At 74.5% G+C, this 17,210-nt stretch carries 13 protein-coding genes; 4 read left to right on the top strand and 9 right to left on the bottom strand.

Annotated features, from left to right (window positions below; all coding sequences use genetic code 11):
* Positions 1 to 2 precede the first annotated feature (2 nt).
* The gene (locus IHE55_RS24655; protein WP_197991026.1) at positions 3 to 1,865 is read left to right on the top strand and encodes a transcriptional regulator; all 1,863 of its coding nucleotides are present in this window, start codon (positions 3 to 5) and stop codon (positions 1,863 to 1,865) included.
* Between the two features lie 285 nt (positions 1,866 to 2,150).
* Positions 2,151 to 3,167, top strand: coding sequence for an aldo/keto reductase (locus IHE55_RS24650; RefSeq protein WP_197991025.1), 1,017 nt, complete (start codon positions 2,151 to 2,153; stop codon positions 3,165 to 3,167).
* Positions 3,168 to 3,478: 311 nt separating this feature from the next.
* Here the strand turns inward: IHE55_RS24650 and IHE55_RS24645 are convergent, their stop codons facing one another.
* From IHE55_RS24645 to IHE55_RS24615, 7 genes are all read right to left on the bottom strand, one after another.
* On the bottom strand, positions 3,479 to 4,669 hold the full coding sequence (locus IHE55_RS24645; protein WP_197991024.1) for a DUF711 family protein: 1,191 nt from the start codon (positions 4,667 to 4,669) through the stop codon (positions 3,479 to 3,481).
* Positions 4,666 to 5,847, bottom strand: coding sequence for a cytochrome P450 (locus tag IHE55_RS24640; RefSeq protein ID WP_197991023.1), 1,182 nt, complete (start codon positions 5,845 to 5,847; stop codon positions 4,666 to 4,668). The genes IHE55_RS24645 and IHE55_RS24640 overlap by 4 nt, the downstream gene beginning before the upstream one ends.
* Positions 5,844 to 6,692 carry a thioesterase II family protein gene (locus IHE55_RS24635; protein WP_197991022.1) on the bottom strand — a complete coding sequence of 283 codons (849 nt, stop codon included), beginning with the start codon at positions 6,690 to 6,692 and terminating at the stop codon, positions 5,844 to 5,846. Before IHE55_RS24635 ends, IHE55_RS24640 begins: the two co-directional genes overlap by 4 nt.
* The gene (locus IHE55_RS24630; protein WP_197991021.1) at positions 6,689 to 8,446 is read right to left on the bottom strand and encodes a non-ribosomal peptide synthetase; all 1,758 of its coding nucleotides are present in this window, start codon (positions 8,444 to 8,446) and stop codon (positions 6,689 to 6,691) included. The genes IHE55_RS24635 and IHE55_RS24630 overlap by 4 nt, the downstream gene beginning before the upstream one ends.
* A gap of 140 nt (positions 8,447 to 8,586) precedes the next feature.
* Positions 8,587 to 9,294: a ubiquinone/menaquinone biosynthesis methyltransferase gene (locus tag IHE55_RS24625; RefSeq protein WP_197991020.1), complete on the bottom strand. Its 708-nt coding sequence runs from the start codon at positions 9,292 to 9,294 to the stop codon at positions 8,587 to 8,589.
* The gene (locus IHE55_RS24620) at positions 9,284 to 10,300 is read right to left on the bottom strand and encodes a UbiA family prenyltransferase (protein ID WP_197991019.1); all 1,017 of its coding nucleotides are present in this window, start codon (positions 10,298 to 10,300) and stop codon (positions 9,284 to 9,286) included. The genes IHE55_RS24625 and IHE55_RS24620 overlap by 11 nt, the downstream gene beginning before the upstream one ends.
* A 64-nt stretch (positions 10,301 to 10,364) precedes the next feature.
* Positions 10,365 to 11,795, bottom strand: coding sequence for a cytochrome P450 (locus IHE55_RS24615; protein WP_232265686.1), 1,431 nt, complete (start codon positions 11,793 to 11,795; stop codon positions 10,365 to 10,367).
* Between the two features lie 1,732 nt (positions 11,796 to 13,527).
* Between IHE55_RS24615 and IHE55_RS24610 the strand changes: the two genes are divergently transcribed.
* Positions 13,528 to 13,995 carry a hypothetical protein gene (locus IHE55_RS24610; RefSeq protein WP_197991017.1) on the top strand — a complete coding sequence of 156 codons (468 nt, stop codon included), beginning with the start codon at positions 13,528 to 13,530 and terminating at the stop codon, positions 13,993 to 13,995.
* A gap of 195 nt (positions 13,996 to 14,190) precedes the next feature.
* Here the strand turns inward: IHE55_RS24610 and IHE55_RS24605 are convergent, their stop codons facing one another.
* Both IHE55_RS24605 and IHE55_RS24600 read right to left on the bottom strand, forming a co-directional pair.
* Positions 14,191 to 15,006 carry a lipase family protein gene (locus IHE55_RS24605; RefSeq protein ID WP_197991016.1) on the bottom strand — a complete coding sequence of 272 codons (816 nt, stop codon included), beginning with the start codon at positions 15,004 to 15,006 and terminating at the stop codon, positions 14,191 to 14,193.
* Between the two features lie 526 nt (positions 15,007 to 15,532).
* Positions 15,533 to 15,826 carry a hypothetical protein gene (locus IHE55_RS24600; protein WP_197991015.1) on the bottom strand — a complete coding sequence of 98 codons (294 nt, stop codon included), beginning with the start codon at positions 15,824 to 15,826 and terminating at the stop codon, positions 15,533 to 15,535.
* Between the two features lie 399 nt (positions 15,827 to 16,225).
* On the opposite strand from IHE55_RS24600, the gene IHE55_RS24595 reads away from it, so the two are divergent.
* Positions 16,226 to 17,038, top strand: a complete 813-nt coding sequence (locus IHE55_RS24595) for a hypothetical protein (RefSeq protein ID WP_197991014.1) — start codon at positions 16,226 to 16,228, stop codon at positions 17,036 to 17,038.
* The last annotated feature ends 172 nt before the right edge of the window (positions 17,039 to 17,210 follow it).

Below are 17,210 nucleotides of genomic sequence, written 5' to 3'. Positions count from 1 at the left end.
TCGTGGGGAGCGGAGAGGTCGAGCGGTTCGCGGAGTCGTTGCGCGAGCTGAAGGAGCGTTCGGGGCGCAGCTACGGCTTTCTGGCGAAACGTCTGCACATGTCCACGTCCACCCTCCACCGCTACTGCAGCGGTGAGGCGGTGCCCGCCGAGTTCGGGCGGGTGGAGCGGCTGGCCCTGCTGTGCGGTGCGAACGCCGAGGAACGCATCCGCCTGCACCGGTACTGGCTGCTCGCCGACGCGGCCCGCCGCACCGCACCGGGCCGGACGGCCGCGGGCCGGGCTACGGACGTGGCCGCCGGTACGGACCCGGGCGACGGCCCGGGCGACGGTGACGGCGCCGGTGGCGGCAGTGGTACGGAGAAGGCGACGGGCGGGGCCGCAGGGGCCGCGGGCCGGGGTACGGGCGCGACCGCCGGTACGCACCCGGGCGACGGCGCGGTCGGCGGGAACCGCAGGGAGGGCACGGACCCCGGTACCGGCCCGACAGCCGCTCCCGGCACCCCCGGGATGCCGGCCGGCACGGCCGGCACGGACGGCACAGCCGGTGCGGCCGGTACAGCCGATGCGGCCGGTAGAGCCGGTGCGGCCGGTGACCGGCGCACGGTGACGCCCGGTCAGCCCCAGGCCGTTCCCGTGGAGCCGGGCGGCATCGGCACGGGCCGGCACACGCCGGGGCACCCGTCCCCGGAGGCGGGACCGGAAGCCGTGCCGGGCCAGCCGGACGCTGAGGCCGCCCCCGGCGCCCCGCGCGCCGACCGGCTCCCGCCCTCCGGGGCCGCCGCGGGCCCGGAGGCACGACCCGGGCCGTACCCGGCGGATGCCCTGGGGCGGCCCGGTCCGGTGGCCGCCGCGGCGTTCGCCGCCCGGGGCGCCGGCCGCCGTACCGGACTCGCCTGGGCGGTCTCGGTGGGTGCCGCGGCGGCGCTGGTCCTGGCGGTGACCGCCGCCCAGGTACGCCCGTCCTCCGGGGGCGGGCGGCCGGAGACCGCCGCCGCCCCGTCGTCGTCACGGGCGTCCGAGCCCGCGGCCGGGGCGTCCGGCGCCCCGCGGGCACGGCCCTCCGGTGACGCCCGCGGCGGCGAGGGGGACGGCGCCGGGGACGCGGAGCGGGAGGTCCGGCACGGGGCCCGGGAGCGGGCCACGGACCGGCCGGAGGGCACGCCGGCGCCGTCCGGCTCCGCCACCGGCCGGCCCTCCGGTGGCCCGGTGGGCGGTGCCCGGCCCGGCGGCGACGCCGGCACCGGTACCCCGCTCGGTGTGAGTGTCCGCTCCCACGTCTGGGAGAACGGCTGCGACCACCGCTACCTGATCGACCGCCCGGCCACCCGGGTCGCGCCCCCGCCGGTGGAGCAGGACGCCGCCGCCTGGGCGGCGGCGCACGGCGCGGTGCACGGTGGGACGACCAACGTGGAGGTGACGGTGCGGGGCCGGGGCCCGTCCGCGGTCGTCCTGCGGGACCTGCACGTCCGGGTGGTCGGACGGCGCGCACCGCTGCCCTGGTCGTCGTTCGCCATGGAGAACGGCTGCGGCGGCGCGCTCACCCCGAGCGCCTTCTCGGTGAACCTGGACGCGGACCGTCCGCTGGCCCGCCCCACCGACGGCTTCGACGGCGAGCACACCCTGCCCGCCGTCCGGTTCCCGTACCGGGTCTCCGACACCGACCCGGAGGTGTTGCTGGTCAACGCCCGCACCGCCGGCTGCGACTGCGAGTGGTACCTGGAGCTGGACTGGACCAGCGGCGACCGCGGCGGCACGGTGCGGATCGACGACGGCGGGCGGCCGTTCCGGACCAGCGGCACGGTGGGTCGGCCGGAGTACGGATACGCGCTGGACGACCGGGCCTGGCGCCTGGGCACCGGCTGACCCTGCTGCCGACGGCCCACGGACGGCTGCCGACAATCACGGACGGCTTCCGGCCCGCGGACGGCCGACGGCGGACAACGGACGAAGGACGGCGAGGACGGCGGACGGCACACGGAGCCTCGGGGCCCCGGCCCCGGGGCCGCCCCCGCACGGTTCCCGGCCGCGGGGCTCCCGGACACCGTGAGCGCGTCCGGGACGGCGAGCACCGCTGCCGGGACGATGCCGGCGCGCGGAAAAGGGCCGGCCGGCGGGAACGTTCCGGCCGCCCGTCACGTTCCACCACTCATGTCCGACAGTACGACACACACCCACGCCGGCCGGCCCGGCGACCCGGCACCCCGCCCGTCCGGCGGCACGGGCGGGACCGCTCGGCGGCGGCTCGGCTCCCTGGAGGTCCACCCGCTCTGCCTGGGCGGCAACGTCTTCGGCTGGACGGCCGACCGGGACAACTCCTTCGCGGTGCTGGACGCCTACACCGCCCCCGGCGGCAACTTCATCGACACCGCGGACATCTACTCCGCCTGGGCCCCGGGGCACCGGGGCGGCGAGTCGGAGACCGTCATCGGCGACTGGCTCGCCGCGCGCGGCAACCGCTCCGAGGTGGTCATCGCCACCAAGGTGGGCGGCGGCTACCCCGAGCGGCGCGGTCTGAGGGCCCGAGCCATCCGGGAAGGGGCCGAGGAGTCGCTGGCCCGCCTGCGCACCGACCACATCGACCTGTACTACACCCACTTCGACGACCCGTCGGTGCCGGTCGAGGAGATCATCACCGCGCTGGACGGGCTGGTGAAGGCCGGCAAGGTCCGCGAGATCGCCGCGTCCAACCTCTCCGCGGAGCGGCTGGAGGCCTCGCTGAAGTTCTCCGACGCGGAGGGGCTGGCCCGGTACGTCGCCGTCCAGCCGGAGTACAACCTGGTCTCGCGCGACACCTACGAGGGTCCCCTCGCCGAGGTGACCGCCCGCCACGGGCTGGGCGCGGTGCCGTACTTCGGCCTGGCGTCCGGCTTCCTCACCGGCAAGTACCGCCCGGGCGCGGAGGTGGACAGCTACCGCGCCGACTCCGCGGCCAAGCACCTGGAGACCGAGCGCGGCCGCCGGGTCCTCGCCGCCCTCGACCGGATCACCGCCGCGCGGGGCGTGGCGCACGCCACCGTGGCGCTGGCCTGGCTGGCCGCCCGGCCCACCGTGGCCGCCCCCATCGCCAGCGCCCGCAACACCGAGCAGCTGTCGGCGCTGCTCGCCATGGCGGAACTGGACCTGACCACCGACGAACTGGCGGAACTCACCGCGGCCTCCGCCTGATCCCCGCCCTCGCGCCACCCGGGCCGGCCCCGGAGCCGGGCCCCGGCGGTACGCACCGCGCCGATGCCCGGCCACCCCGCCCGCCGGGCCGTACCGGCCGCCGCCGGGCCCCGTCACCGAGCCGTCGCGAGCGCGGGCGCGGGGCCGCCGTACCACGCCGGGAAACCGGCCCGTGGTGCGGGTCCGGCCGGACCGGACCCCGCCGGACCCCGCCGGCCCGCGCACGGGGGCGCCGGCCGGCCCGGCGGCCGGACGCCGGCCGTCAGGCGTCAGGCGTCAGGCGTCAGGCGTCAGGCGTCAGGCGTCAGGCGTCAGGCGTCAGGCGACGGTGGGGCCGGGTACGCGATGTTGATGATCTGTTCCGCCCGGAACGTGGTGCGCCGCGGGTCGGAGCCGGGCGGGGCGAGCATCAGACGGGCCGAGAGCGGTTTGCCCCACCGCGCCGAGAGCGCCGCCATGTCCCGGATCAGGGCGACCACCTCGCGGTCCGGGGTCGTCCCGGGCAGCGGGATCGTGTCCAGTCCGGCGCCGCAGACCGACGAGTACGCCAGCACCGAGTCGGCGTCGATCCGGCCCTCCTGCCAGGCCCGAGCGAGCACCGGGTCCTCCAGCACCGGGAGCATCAGGCCCGCGTACCCGACCGTGGGGTGGCCGGCCGACCGGATGCCGGCGGTGACCGCGGCACAGGTCGCGACCGTGCCCGGAGCACCGAACCGGATGCCGCCGGCGACCTCCAGGAACTCCCCGATGCTGGCGTCCGGCGCGCAGGCCGGTGAGGGGTCGAACCCGTGGAACCGCAGTCCCCGCGCACGACCAAACGGTTCCAGCAGCCGGGCGAGGGCCGCCAGTTCCTCCCCCAGGCACGCGGCGGTCAGCCGGGTCGCCGCGGCCGGGTCCCGGGGGCGGTCCGCCCGGGCGCGGGCCAGCAGGGTGCCGGCCGACTGCAGTCCCACGCTCACCCCGGCGGGGCCGCCGTCACCGAAGGACCCGGGGAACAGCGGGGCGTTGGGGGCGAGGTTGGCGACGGCCGCGAAGCGGAAGTTCGCCTCCGGGTCGCGCCGCGCCAGCTCCCGGACGAGGGCCCCGCTGAACTCGACGGCGGCCTCGTCCACGCCGGCGTCACCGGCCACCACCACGGCCAGGAACAGCGAGGGGTGCCCGGTGAGCACCTCCGCGACGTCACCGGGGTCGAGCTTCGCCAGCGCGGCGGGGCGCAGGGCGGCCAGCGAGGCGCTGCCCACACCGGCGCGGCGGCACCCCTCGGCCAGGTCGGCGGCGCGCGCGGCGAGGCGGTCGCGGTCCGTCGGCCCGTCCAGCGCCGGGGCGGACAGCCGGACGGTCTGCACGTCGTAACCGGCGCGGGTCAGCTCCTCGCCGATCTCCCGTGCCCGGCCGCCGTGGGCGCCGATCGCGGCGGCGTCGGCACCTTCGTCGTGGAACACCTCGCCGGGCAGGGTGACGGTCACCGCGCGGACGTGCGGGGTGGGGGTCGGATCCGTCATGCGTGCAACACCACCGGCAGCTCGTTGAGGCCCCAGGTGAAGTTGGAGCCGTTGTAGCGGGGTTCGTCCCTGAGCGTCATCGAGGTCACCGTGGCGCGCAGCGTCCGGAGGTAGGCCGTGACCTCCAGCCGGGCGAGCCGGCTGCCCAGGCACACGTGGCGGCCGGCGCCGAAGCTCAGGTGCCGGTTGCCGGTCCGTCCGACGTCGAACGTGTCGGGGTCGTCGAACACCTCCTCGTCCCGGTTGGCCGAGCCGATCCAGGTCACGACGCGCTGGCCGGGCTGGATGCGGGCGTCGCCGATGCGGACCTCCTCGGTCGCGGTGCGCATCACGTGCATCCCCGGCACCGACCAGCGCAGCCCCTCCTCGGTGGCGACGGCCGGGTCCACCTCCCCGCGGGCGATCCGGTGCCACTGGTCGGGGTGGAGGGCCAGCTGGTGGGTGAGCGCGGCGAGCGTGTACCGGGTGGTCTCGTTGCCGCCGGCGAGGATGCCGCTGAGGTTGAAGACCAGTTCCTCGTCGGTCAGCCGGTGGTCGCCGGACCCGGCGGTGAGCCCGCTGATGAAGTCGTTGGCGGCGGTTCTCCGGTTCTCCCGCACCAGGTCGCTGAAGTACTTGAAGATCTCGCCGTTGGCCGTGATGCGGCTCAGCTCCGAGGGGGATTCGAAGGCCTCGGTGGTCTTGTGCCCGATCCACTCCCAGTCCGCGCGGGGTATCCCCATGATCGCGCAGATGACGTCGGTGGGTATCCGGGCCAGGTGGGTGATCAGGTCGGGCTCCGGGTGCCGGACGGCCGTCTCCACGACGTCGGCGACGACCTTCTCCACGTAGCTCTCGGCCCGGTTGAGGACCTCGTTCGAGAACGGCTGGATGAGGACGCGCTTCATCCGGGTGTGGTCGGGCGGGTCGGCGACGATGAGCATCTTGTTCGCGACCGCGGCGACGGCGGCCTCGGTGGAGCCGAGCCGCATGCCCTTGGTCGAGCTCATCCGCGTGGTGTCCCGGTGCACGGAGACCACGTCGTGGTACCGGGTGACGCTCCAGAAGCCCTCCGGTTCGCCGGCCGGGTGCTGCCAGGACACCGGGTCGTGGGTCCGGTACCACCGGAAGGCCTCGTAGAAGCCGGTGCCCTCGAACAGTCCGGGGGCGAACAGGTCGGGTGCAGTCCGGGGGCTCATCCGCGCACCGCCCGCTCCGCGACCGCCGGTTCCGTGGCCGCCGCTCCCACGGCCGCCGATTCCGTAGCCGCCGGTTCCGTGGCCGTCCGGTCCACGGAGGCCCGTTCCGCGGACGCCCGTTCCGTCGAGGCCCGTTCCGCGGACGCCTGGGCGGCGGCTTCCGTGACCAGCCCGGCCAGCACGTCCCCGTCCATGAAGGCGTGGTGACCGGCGTCCACCACCCGGTGTCCGCGGAAGTCGGTCGCCCGCTGCCGCCACCCGGACATCTGCTCGGTGGTGGCGATGTCGTCGCGGGCGCCGGACACCGTCCGCAGGCAGGTACGGTCCAGCGGGGCGGCCGCGGGCCGGTAGCCGGCCATCAGCCGCAGGTCCGCCCGCATCGAGGCCAGCGCGTACGGGGCGAGGGCGGAGTCGCGGACCTCGGGCGGCAGCAGGGCGGCGACCTCCGCCGCGGGCGGGTCGGCCGCCGGGTAGCCGCTCCAGTACTCCGGTGCCCGGGCCGCGGCCACCACCAGCGCGGCGGGCGCCGCGTCCGCGAGGTCTCCGGCCACCTCGTAGGCGATGACCGCGCCGAGGCTGATGCCGAGGAAGGCGAGCGGCCCGGGCGGCGCGAAGGCGCGCAGTTCGGCGGCGACGGCGGTGACGACCTCGGCCAGGCTCGTTGCCGCCGGCTCCGGCAGCCGGTCCTCGCGCCCCGGCAGCTGGACCCCCAGCAGTCCCGTTCCGGGCGGCAGCGCCGGCACCACCGAGCGCAGGCGCAGGCAGCCGGCGCCCGACGGCGGGAAGACCACCACCGTTCCGGCGGTGCCCACGCCGGCCGCGGTGAAGGGTCGCAGATACGTCACGCCTGTCTCATCTCCTCGATCCGCAGGGCCAGCGCGCCGGGCGTCCTGGTGGTGAGGACGTCGGTGATCGACACGGTGATCCCCAGGTGCGCCTCGATGCGGGAGGCCAGTTGGGCGGCGAGCAGGGAGTGCCCGCCGATGGCGAAGAAGTCGGCGTCCTCGGCGACGCTCTGCCCGAACACCCCGCTCCAGGCGTCCAGCACACCGTCGAGGACCCCGCCCGCGGGGCCGGACCGGGTGCCGCCGGGGCCGGCCTGCTCGGCGTCGCCGAGCGCGGCCACCTCGCGGCGCGCGACCTTGCCGGTCGGTTCGAGCGGGACCTCGGCGATGCGGTGGGTGAAGGTGGGGCACAGCTGCCGCGGCAGCCGGGCGGCGAACGCGGCGGCGAGCCGCCGGCGGAGCCCGTCGTCCAGGCCGGTGCCCGGTGCCGTCCGCACGGCCACCGCGAGGGTGGGCGGGTCGCCCCGCAGGTAGGCCACCGCCCGGTCCACGCCCGGCACCTCGCAGGCGATGCTCTCGATCTCCTCCAGCTCGGTGCGGAAGCCGCCCACCTTGACCTGGTTGTCCATCCTGCCCAGGCACTCCAGCTGCCCGTCGGCACGGAGCGTGCCCAGGTCGCCGGTGCGGAAGTGGCGGACCCCGCCGAGTTCGACGAACCGGTCGGTGTCCGCGGCCGCGCCGACGTACCCGAGGGCGACCCCGGCACCCCCGATCAGCACCTCGCCGGTGGTGCCGGGGGCGACCTCACCGAGGTCTCCGTCGACCACGGTGACGGTGTAGCCGGGCAGCGGACGGCCGATGGTGCGGGGGTCGTCGCCACGGGCGGTGTCGGCCATGGTGGCGGCGATGGTGGCCTCGGTCGGACCGTACACGTTGATCACCCGGTCGGCGCGCTCCCGGAGCCGGGCGACCAGGGCGTCCGGGCAGCGCTCGCCGGCCACCACGGCCACCTCGACCGCCGGCAGCTTCTCGATCGCGGCGTAGAGGGTGGGGGTCATGCAGAGGTTGTCGATGTACCGGTCGGCCAGTGCCTGTTCCACGTTCCCGGCCGCGGTGTCGATCACCACGGAGGTGACGCCGTTGACGAACGGGGTGAGGACCGACCACAGCCACCCGTCGAAGCCCGGGGAGACCACACAGACCGCCCGGCTGCCCGGCCGGTAGCCCAGCGTCTCGGCACCGGCCAGGAGGTTCTCCAGCGCGGCGGAGCCGATCCGCACCCCCTTGGGGCGCCCGGTGGTGCCCGAGGTGTAGACGACGTACGCCTCGGCGCCGGGCTCGGTCCGGGCCCATGGGCGGTCCCCGGGGCCGTCCGGCGGGGAGACGTCGGCGGTGGTCTCCGAGCCGGTGGTGCCGATCACCGGCAGGCCCACGGCCGCGGCCTCCGGTTCGGAGGACACCAGGGCCACGCAGCCGGCGTCCCGCACCGTCCAGCGCAGCCGCTCCACCGGGTGCCGTTCGTCGAGCAGCACCGCGCTGGAGCCGTTCGCCCGGACCGCCAGCAGAGCGGCCAGCCCGTGGCGGGACCGGCCGGCCATGACGGCGACCCGGTCCCCCGCCCCGGCGCCGGCGTCCCGGAGCCGCCCCGCCAGGGTGCGTACCGCGACCGCCGTCTGACGCCAGGTCAGTTCACGGCCGTCGGCGCCGATGAACCCGGCCCGGTCGGGGTACTCGCGTGCCCAGCGGTCCAGTGCCCGCTGCGCGCGCGACACGTGCACCACGTCCGGATCGCCGTTCGATGCGGGTCCGCTCACCACAACTCCCCCCTCGCTCCACCAAGAAGCTCCTGGCGTCGATTACCTCTGCTCGTCGGCTGTCCCGTGCACACGGCGGGCTTCGACGTCCCCGGCTCCAGGGCGACGAAGGCGGCGGTTCGGCTCCGCCACGCGCCCGCTCAGCGCGGCTTGTTGGCCCACAGAATGACGTTGGTGCCGAAGAACTTCTTTCGCCACCCGATGGCCTGGAACCCGATGCCCTTCAGGATCCGGGCGATGTGCTGCGGGGACTCGAAGGCGAGCGTGCTGGATTCGAGATAGCTGTAGGACGACCGGTCCCGGGCCACCACCTGGCCCAGCAGCGGGACGATGGTGCGCACCCCCCACTGCACGACCGGCTTCGCCGGGCCGCTGGGCGGGCACGTCTCCAGGATCACCACCCGGCCGCCCGGCTTGAGCACCCGGTACTGCTCGCGCAGCACCCCCTCCAGGTCGGAGACGTTCCGCAGCAGGTATCCCTCGGTGATCCCGTCGAAGGAGGCGTCCTCGAACGGCAGGTCCGCCGCGTCCGCGTGCTGCCAACGGACCTTCTCGGCACCGGGCTTGTTCCTGGCGCGCCGGAGCATCTCCTCGGAGAAGTCCGCGCCCGTGACCTCGGCGGAGGGGTACCGGCGCGCCGCTTCCAGGGCGATCACGCCGGTCCCGGTGGCCAGGTCCAGCAGCCGTCCGTCCGCCGGCGGCGCGACCCGCTCGGCCACCTCACGGCACCATTTCCCATGACGGCCGAGCGTCATGACGACATTCATGCGGTCGTAGTATCCGGCGATCTTCTCGAAAATGCCGTGTACATCGGACCCTTTGCCCTGAGGCGTGCGGTCATCGGTCACCTGTCGGACCTCCTCCACCTGGAACGCTCAACTCCGGCTCGGTCCGGTCGAGATGGCGGCTGGCCCTGGAGTCCCTTCCGGACACATCCGTCCAGACCATAACGGCAACGGCGAGGAGCCCGATCAGCGCCGAGCCCACCGACGGTCGCCACGCGAAGAGCAGGAGGCCGAGGAAGACCACGGACACGTACATGTCGCGCTGGCCGACCAGGTTGTACTCCAGCTGCGTACGGGCCCGGACCATGGCGATCATGTTAGCCACGGCCGGCAGCGTCATGAGGCCCACGTAGGCCAGCCGGTCGGGGAGCGCGGAGACCAGGACGAGCACCGGGAAGGCGGCGTAGACCACCGTCGTCGCGACCGCGGCGACCCAGGCGGCGGAGCGCTGCGACGACATCAGCGCCGGTATGGTCCGCAGTCCGGCCGCCTTGTCCCCCGCGTAGTCGGGAACATTCTTCATGATTCCCTTCGCGAAGTACCAGAAGAACAGGAACGCGCCGAGTGCGACCGGCTGGTACGAGTCGTAGTGCGGCACCTCCCACCAGGAGTCCGCGAGCAGCGCACCGGCGATGAACGGTTCGGTGACCGCCATCGCGAAGACCGCCATGCCGGTGACCGGAAGGCCCTTGAGCCGGAACCGCGGCGAGGAGTAGCCGAGCACCAGGAAGACGCTGAATATCCAGATGATGCTCTGCGCCAGCGATATCGCCAGCGACAGCAGCAGCATGATGCCCAGGCTGATGGGGACGATGCGCTGGAGGACCCGCACACCTGCCGTTTCCACCAGTTTCAGGCGACCGGGGACGTTTTCCCCGTCCTCCACCAGGTCGGTGACCGCGTTGTGGGCGTTGGCGGCCAGCGGGGCGAGCACATGGAACACCACACCGAGGAGCACGACGAAGTCGAAGTCGTGGTCGGCGACGGCGACACCCACGCAGTACGAGAGGGGGGTGACCAGAAGTGTACGAGGACGTACGAGCTCGACTACCGCGGTGAAACGCGCCATGCGGTGCATTGGTCAGCCTCTCTCCTGATGGCATGGTGTCCGGACGGCTTCCGGCGGCCGGGTCTCAGATTCTGGTGAGGGTCAGTCCGAATCCGTCCCGGGGCCGCAGGGTGATGAGTGCCACGGGGTCCGGTCCGGCGGCGTCCCGCAGCGAAATCTCGAATTTCCGCACCACGTTCTCCACCAGCAGGCTCATCTCCATCATGGCGAACCCCTTGCCGATGCACATATGGGCGCCGGCCCCGAACGGGAGGTAGGTGCCCTTTCCGGGGGTGCCGCCGGCGAAGCGCTCCGGGAGGAATTCGTCGGGGCGCTCCCAGACGTCGGGGTCCCGGTGGATCGCCGCGACATTGAGCATCACCATCGCCCCCCGGGGAGCGGTGTGCGAACCGATGAGCGCGTCCTTCTTCGCCTGCCGGGGAATGGTCGGCGAGGGCGGGAAGAGCCGCATGCTCTCGTTGATGACGCACTCCAGGAACGTGCTGCCGCGCCCCGGCCGCTGCCCGGACGCGCCCCCTTCCGGCCCGGCGGCGGACGAGGCCCCCTCCGGCCCGGCGGACGCAGCCGCGCGGACCTCCTCACGGACCCGCGCCTGCACCTCCGGGTAGCAGGCGAGCAGGTACAGGATCCAGGTCAGCGCGCTGGCGGTGGTCTCGTACGCGGCCAGGAAGGTGGTCAGCACCTCGTCCCGGACCTCGCGGTCGGTGAGCGGGACCGCGGCGTCGCCGGCCCGGGCCGCCAGCAGCAGGTCCAGCAGGTCGTCGTGGCGTTCCGCGGACCGGCGCCGCTCGTCGATGAGCCGGTAGACGAGGCGGTCGAGGTTGTCCAGGGTCGCGGTGAATTCGCGGTGCCGCCGGACCGGCACACCCACCGGCAGGGAGAACGGCCCGCGGAGCCGGCGTTCGACGAAGTCGAGGAGGAAGGAGGCCGTCTTCGGGGTGATGATGTCGGCGACCGTGTCGCCGTACCGGCTGAACATCGAGACCGACACGCTGTCGAGGGCGACGGCCAGCATTTCCTCGTGGACCCGCAGCTCCATGCGTTCCCGCCGTGCCCACCGGTCGGTGCGCTCGGCGATCACGGTGGCCATCTTCTGCCGCATGCGGGCGAGACTGGAGCGGCTGTACATGGGCTGGAGGGCCCGTCGCCGCTGCATCCAGTTGTCGTGGTCCGGATTACTGATCAGCCCGTCCCCGAGCACCAGCCGCAGCGGATTCTCGCCGTCCGGCTTGCCGAAGGTGTGGATATCGGAGAGGACGATGTCCGCCTCGGTGCTGCGGTTGACGAAAATCATCGTCCTGGGGCCGATACGGAAATACGAGACCGCGCTGCCCGCCATCGCCGCGTATTGAATGGCATTCAGCAGGTTCGCCCGCAGGCCCAGGAGGTCTCCGACCACCGGGACGCGGATCCGGGGCGCCGCCGGCGACGCGAGAACACCGCTGTCGTGGCGTATGTGTCTCGTAGGTGGTGCGCTGCTCGCAGTTCCCGCCATCCCCGATCCCTGTGGTCAGTCGATGTGTCTTGCAGAGCGCTGGATATGGACTCCATATCGAGTACACCGGGAATGCCGTTGCCTTCTACATCCGGCATATCAAGATCCCCGAAGTTACCAGGATCTTCTATCCCCGAAAAGTCAAGCGGCGCAACAACCTGACAGGAAGCTGCCACCCCGCCCGGTGCTTTGCGAATTCTTTGAACTGGCGTGCCGGGCACCGCGGTCGGGACTTCGGCCGGGTGCGGGAATTGCGTCCGCACACCGCGGCGCGAAGGGGCCGCGGAGTTCCCGGCGCCGTCTCCGGCGGATGCCGTCACGCCGTTCCCCCTCGCCGGGGCCCCGTGCGCCACCGATTCCGTCGCCGCGCCCGCGTCGCGGTACGCCCCGGACGCGACCGCCGGCCCCGCCCCGGGCGCCGGGCACCGGGGCGGCGGTAATGCGGCGAAGTGCCGGGTTCGGCTGATTCTGCAGGTTGGTGACCGGCACGTCTCCACCCCGGCCTGGGTGGGTTTCCGGGCAGCTGTGTGCATATGTCGCCCGTCGTCGCCCCGGTGACCGGCCGGTGGGTCCGCGCCGGCCACCCCCTCTCAGGGGCGGCGGACCACGGACAGCGGGCGACGCGCGGCAGGCGGCAGGCGGCAGGCGGCAGGCGGCAGGCGGCAGGCGGCAGGCGGCAGGCGGCAGGCGGCAGGCGGCAGGCGGCAGGCGGCAGGCGGCAGGCGGCAGGCGAGGGTACGGTCACCGCCCGCAGCGCGGCGGAAACCGGTGGAGACGCACGCCCGTGAGCCGTTACCGTGCTCGCGCCCGCCATCGTGGGAGGAGGACGTGCCGATGTACACCGTGTGAGACCACCCCGAGCGCTGATCCGACGCGCGTCGCCGCTGTGCGCCGCGCTCCTTTTCGCTGCGGTCCTCTCACGGAAACCGGTGTATCCGCATGTCCAGAACCTGGGTGTTCCCGCCCGCCTGCCCGCCGATCGTCGTCCGCCGCTGCCACCGGTGTGTCTCCGGACACCGCCGGCCGACCGGCACCTTCCGCGGCACCACCGCGCTCCGCCGGCTCCGCCGCGGCGCGCTCCCCGGTGGCGCGCTCCGCGCGCTCTGCGCCGGCTGCGGCGACGCCGTCGAACTCCCCTCCCCCGGGCCGGCACCCGCGCCTTCCGTACCGCCCGGCCTGGTGAGCCCGCGGTACGGCAACGGGCCCGGCCGGCCCGCACCGCCGTACGGCCGGGGCGTACGGAACCGCGCCGCGGGTGTCGCGGACCGGACCGGGCGTCCGGCCCGGCAGTCCCGCCCGGCCTGGCAGTCCCCGTACGGTCCGCCCCCGCGCCGGGCGCGCGGCGGTTGGTGGGTGCCGGTACCGACGGTGACCAGCCTCCGGCCCGTCATGCGGCACGGCTGCCCCTGCGGGCGGGGCGACTGACCCGCCGGCCCGCCCCGGCCGGTGCCGCACGGCGGCCCGGCCGGGCACCGAACCCACCCCGCCCGGGGGCTGCCCGGCGGCATCCGGGCGCGCCTGATGGGGCCGGCCGTGTCCCGCGGGGGCGCCGGCCACGCCGGCGGGCACCGCAACCGCCTCCAGGCGGAGTGCGGCGCCCGCCCCTCGCGCGCGAACGGCTCGGCTGCCCGGCCCCACCCGGAGCGCCCGGCCGTCCCGGCGCGGTACGCGCCCGAGGCGGAGTGGCCGCGCGTGGATACGATCGCGGCACCTGTGATCCCGGGAGGTGGCGGTGCCGGTCCTGATCCGACGCCAGAGGGTGGATGTGCCGGTGGAGTTCTTCGTCTTCTCTCTCCAGGACGCGGACGACACCGAGGTGCCGGTGCCCTTTCCGGACGGGTGGCCGGGCACCGAGGCCGGCTTTCTGGTGCAGTTCGAGGGGCGGGTGGACGTGTCCAGCGCCGGGCACACCCATGTCGCTTTGCTGACGGCGGAGGTGTGGGATTCCGAGCCTCCCGAGGAGCGGCGGGAGCCGTGGGAGACCTGCGGCGACACCCGGATCCGCTCGGGGTCCGGATCGCTTGCCGTCTGGGTGCCCGGCGGAGCCACCACGGACGAACTGACGCTCGGCGTCCCGGGTGACCTGTGGCACCTGCGGGTGTACTGCACCGGACGCACGGAAGTGGCGCGAGCGGCCGCACGAGGGGTGCCCCACGGTATCGAGCGGTATCTGGCGCAGTTCTGGCCCGCTGTGGTGTGACCGCCGGCCGCCGCGGCGGCCTCCTCCCCGTCCGCCGTCACCCGTCCGCGCCCCGGGAGCGGCCCGCGGACGGTCGCGGGACGGTCGCGGGGCGGGTGCGGCCACGTGCGGGTGCCGGCACGGGGCAAGTGCCGGGACGGGCATCGGCGCGCGCAGGTGCTCGTGGAGGGGCGGACGGAGGGCCCGCCCGGCCCGTCAGGAGAGGTTCTTCTCCAGGGCCGCGAGGTAGTTGCGCATGAAGTGGTCGCGCATCCCGTCGGAGGCGGGCGCGAAGGGGTCGGCCGTCAGGCCGGTGGCGTGGTCGGCGAGGCTGCCGGCCAGCGGCATCGTCTCCCGGACCCGCCCGCGGGAGTCGATGTAGCGCAGGGCGCGCACATGGGCGTACGGCGGCGCCGGGGGCAGGAGGGGGACGATGTCGTTGTTGTTGACGAACCGGAACATCCGGTCCTCGAAGCCGTTGTCGTAGGCGGTGGCCAGGATCTGGTCGCAGGTGCGGGGCTGCCCGTACGTGTAGACGCCGTCGGCGGCCAGCCGTGGCTCCTCCAGGAACATCCGGGCCCCGGCGAGCATGGCCAGCGCTCCGCCGAGGCTGTGGCCGGTGAAGTACACCCGCTGCCCGTTCGTACGCAGCTCGGCCAGGGTGTCCTTGACATCGGGGTAGATCGATTCCAGCGCCTCGCCGAAGCCCTGGTGGATGTGTCCGGTGCCGCCGGGGCCCCGCCGGGGCGGGGTGGTGGCGTCCGAGAGCCAGTCCTTGATCTGCTGTGGCTCGGTACCGCGGAACGCGGTGACGATCATGTCGGCGCCGGCCATGGTGTACGCCTGGGTGTCCTGCAGCGGGAACGGCGGGGTGAACCGTGTCTCGTGGTGCCGCACCTGCGGGAAGCCCCAACCCGTGGCCTCCCGCTCGATGGTGGCCTTGTCCTTGTAGGCCAGATCCGAGGCGCGGGCGAGCCAGTAGGCCCGCTCCAGGCTGTATCCGGCGGAGCGCTGGTCGAACGAGACGGGCACAGCTACGAAACGGGCTCCTTCTTCGTGTGGAGTTCCTCGGGAGCGGTGTCGCGGTTCCACCGGTGCGGTGCGGACAGCGGCCGTGTCGGTGGAGCCGTGCCGCCGGCCGGTGGGTGAAGCCCCGGTTGCCGGGATTCACCGGACGATGGCACTGCCCGTGGTACCGGCACGCGTGCGGTGCGCGGCGGACGACACACCGCCGGCCACCCGGACGGCGCACGGGTGGATCTCCCCTCCCGCCGCCGGGTGGCGGATCCTCCCTCCCGCGGGGCGACGGATCTCCTCGTCGGAGGGCGGAGGACGCAGGCCGGAGGGCGTGCCGCGCGGTGGGACCGGGATGCGGACGCGGTGCGGACGGGCCGCCCCACCCGCGCACGGCCCGGTGCCGCCGCCCCTCCCCCCGTCGCCCCGCGCCCTCACCCGCCACACGGAGGGCGCCGGCGTACGCGGCGCCCGCCCGGTCCTCGGCGCCCGGGGCCACGGGCCGTGCCGGCACGTGGGCGGCGCCGGTCCACCGCACCTGGCATCACCGGCCGCGGAACCACCGGCGCCATCGGCCACGCCCCGGCGCGGCCGCCGGTCCGGCCCCCGGGTCGGCTCCGGGCGGCGGGGCGATCCGGTCCGGCTCCAACCCCACCCGGTCCGGATGCACGCACGCCGGCTGCCGGTCGTCCAGCGTGTAGCGGAACCCGTCGGTCGGGTCGAACGGGCACTCCCGCGAGGGGCGCGAGTACACCACGAAGGCCTCACGCGGCAGCCGCTTCGCCGGGCAGATGCCGCATGCCGGATGGTCCTCGCCCCGGGCGAACGGCTCGCTCATGACGGCACGGTAGCGGCGCCCGGCTCCCCGCGGGCCGGCTCCCCGCGCCGCCCGCTCGAATAGGCGGAGCCCAGCGAACCCCCCGGCTCCGGTGGATGTCCGCACCTCGGCACATCTCATGGGACCGGCGAGTCGTCCACCCGGCCGAAGACCCCATCCCCTCGGCCATGGTGTCTCGCGGCGACGGCGCTTCCGGCTGACAACGCTCGCGGTGCGTCACCTCGGAAGAGACCCGACGCGGTCGGCCGGTACGCCTCACGGGAGCGGCGCGCCCCGCGCCCCGGAGCCGCACCGGGACCCGCCCGTCAGCCCTTGCCGTCCCCTCCGCCCCCGGAAGGGCCGGACGAGCGGGAATCCCGGGGAACTGACCGGGAGAGCCCGCGCTCTACGATCATGCCCATGCCGACCTCTCTTTCCTCCCTCCCGGTGCTCCGGGGCCGGGGCGGGGCCGTCCTGTCCGCCGAGGACATCGGACTGGTCCTCGACCTTCCGCGCGAGCAGGTCACCTTCACCCCCGACGGGCTGCGCCGGATACGCGCCGAGGGCCGCTCGGTCCTGATCGAACTGCGGGCGAAGGCAGGGGCGACGCCGCGCGTCCACCGCATCGACGACGTGGACGAGGCGGCGGCCACCGCCTTCGCCGACGGGGTCAACGCGATCCTGGCGAACCGGACCGACAGCGACGACGTCGACGGCGCCCCGTTCGCCGTGGTCCGCTCGCTCGCCCCCACCTGGCGCACGAGGTTCCACCGCCGGATCCTGCGGGGCACGCTCTGTCACCTGCTGGCGCTCGTCGTCCTCTGCGTGGTGGCCGGCTCCCTGGGCAGGTGGGATCTGGTGCTGCTCACGGTTCCGATCGGGGGCCTCGCCTGGCTGGGCCTGTGGCTGGGCCTGTACGGAGTGATCCGCGCGCGGCGGGAACGCTGGCTGTACCGGCACGGGGTCATGGTGACCGCCACCCGGGCCACGATGACCCGCGGCGCGTACATCTACCCGGACGCGACCGGGACGTACCGCGGCTTCCTGCACGGCGAGGCCGGCCCGACGATCACCGTGGCCCACCCCCCGGAGGACCCGGCGGACGTGCTGGTGCCGGACTCGCCGCTCAAGCACCTGGTGAACGCCTACGCGGGCGCCGTCCTGGTGTTCTGCTGCAGCGCCATGATCGTCCTCCACGCCGTGATGGCGGTGGTCCTCCTCCTCGACGGCTGACGGACTGCCGCACGGTCATGTCGGATGGGGCACGCCGGGTCCGCGGTCTCGGGAGGTCCGGGCCGGCGGGCGGGAAGCCGCCCGCCGTTCGAGGTGATGCACCGAGGGCCGCACACCGGACGGCGCGTCACGGATCGCCCACCGATGTGTCGGCACAACGGGGCTCGGCAGG

Source organism: Streptomyces pactum, assembly GCF_016031615.1.
In the GTDB taxonomy this organism is placed as follows: Bacteria; Actinomycetota; Actinomycetes; order Streptomycetales; family Streptomycetaceae; genus Streptomyces; species Streptomyces pactus.
Note: the sequence above shows the minus strand (reverse complement) of the source record. Positions and strands in the feature narration are given on the sequence as shown.

Bases quoted from the DNA above. Each gene is read 5' to 3' on its own strand.
- IHE55_RS24600 (WP_197991015.1), bottom strand. From the start codon at position 15,826: ATGAGCGAGCCGTTCGCCCGGGGCGAGGACCATCCGGCATGCGGCATC.
- IHE55_RS24650 (WP_197991025.1), top strand. From the start codon at position 2,151: ATGTCCGACAGTACGACACACACCCACGCCGGCCGGCCCGGCGACCCG.
- IHE55_RS24645 (WP_197991024.1), bottom strand. From the start codon at position 4,669: ATGACGGATCCGACCCCCACCCCGCACGTCCGCGCGGTGACCGTCACC.
- IHE55_RS24595 (WP_197991014.1), top strand. From the start codon at position 16,226: ATGCCGACCTCTCTTTCCTCCCTCCCGGTGCTCCGGGGCCGGGGCGGG.
- IHE55_RS24620 (WP_197991019.1), bottom strand. From the start codon at position 10,300: ATGGCGCGTTTCACCGCGGTAGTCGAGCTCGTACGTCCTCGTACACTT.
- IHE55_RS24615 (WP_232265686.1), bottom strand. From the start codon at position 11,795: ATGGCGGGAACTGCGAGCAGCGCACCACCTACGAGACACATACGCCAC.
- IHE55_RS24640 (WP_197991023.1), bottom strand. From the start codon at position 5,847: ATGAGCCCCCGGACTGCACCCGACCTGTTCGCCCCCGGACTGTTCGAG.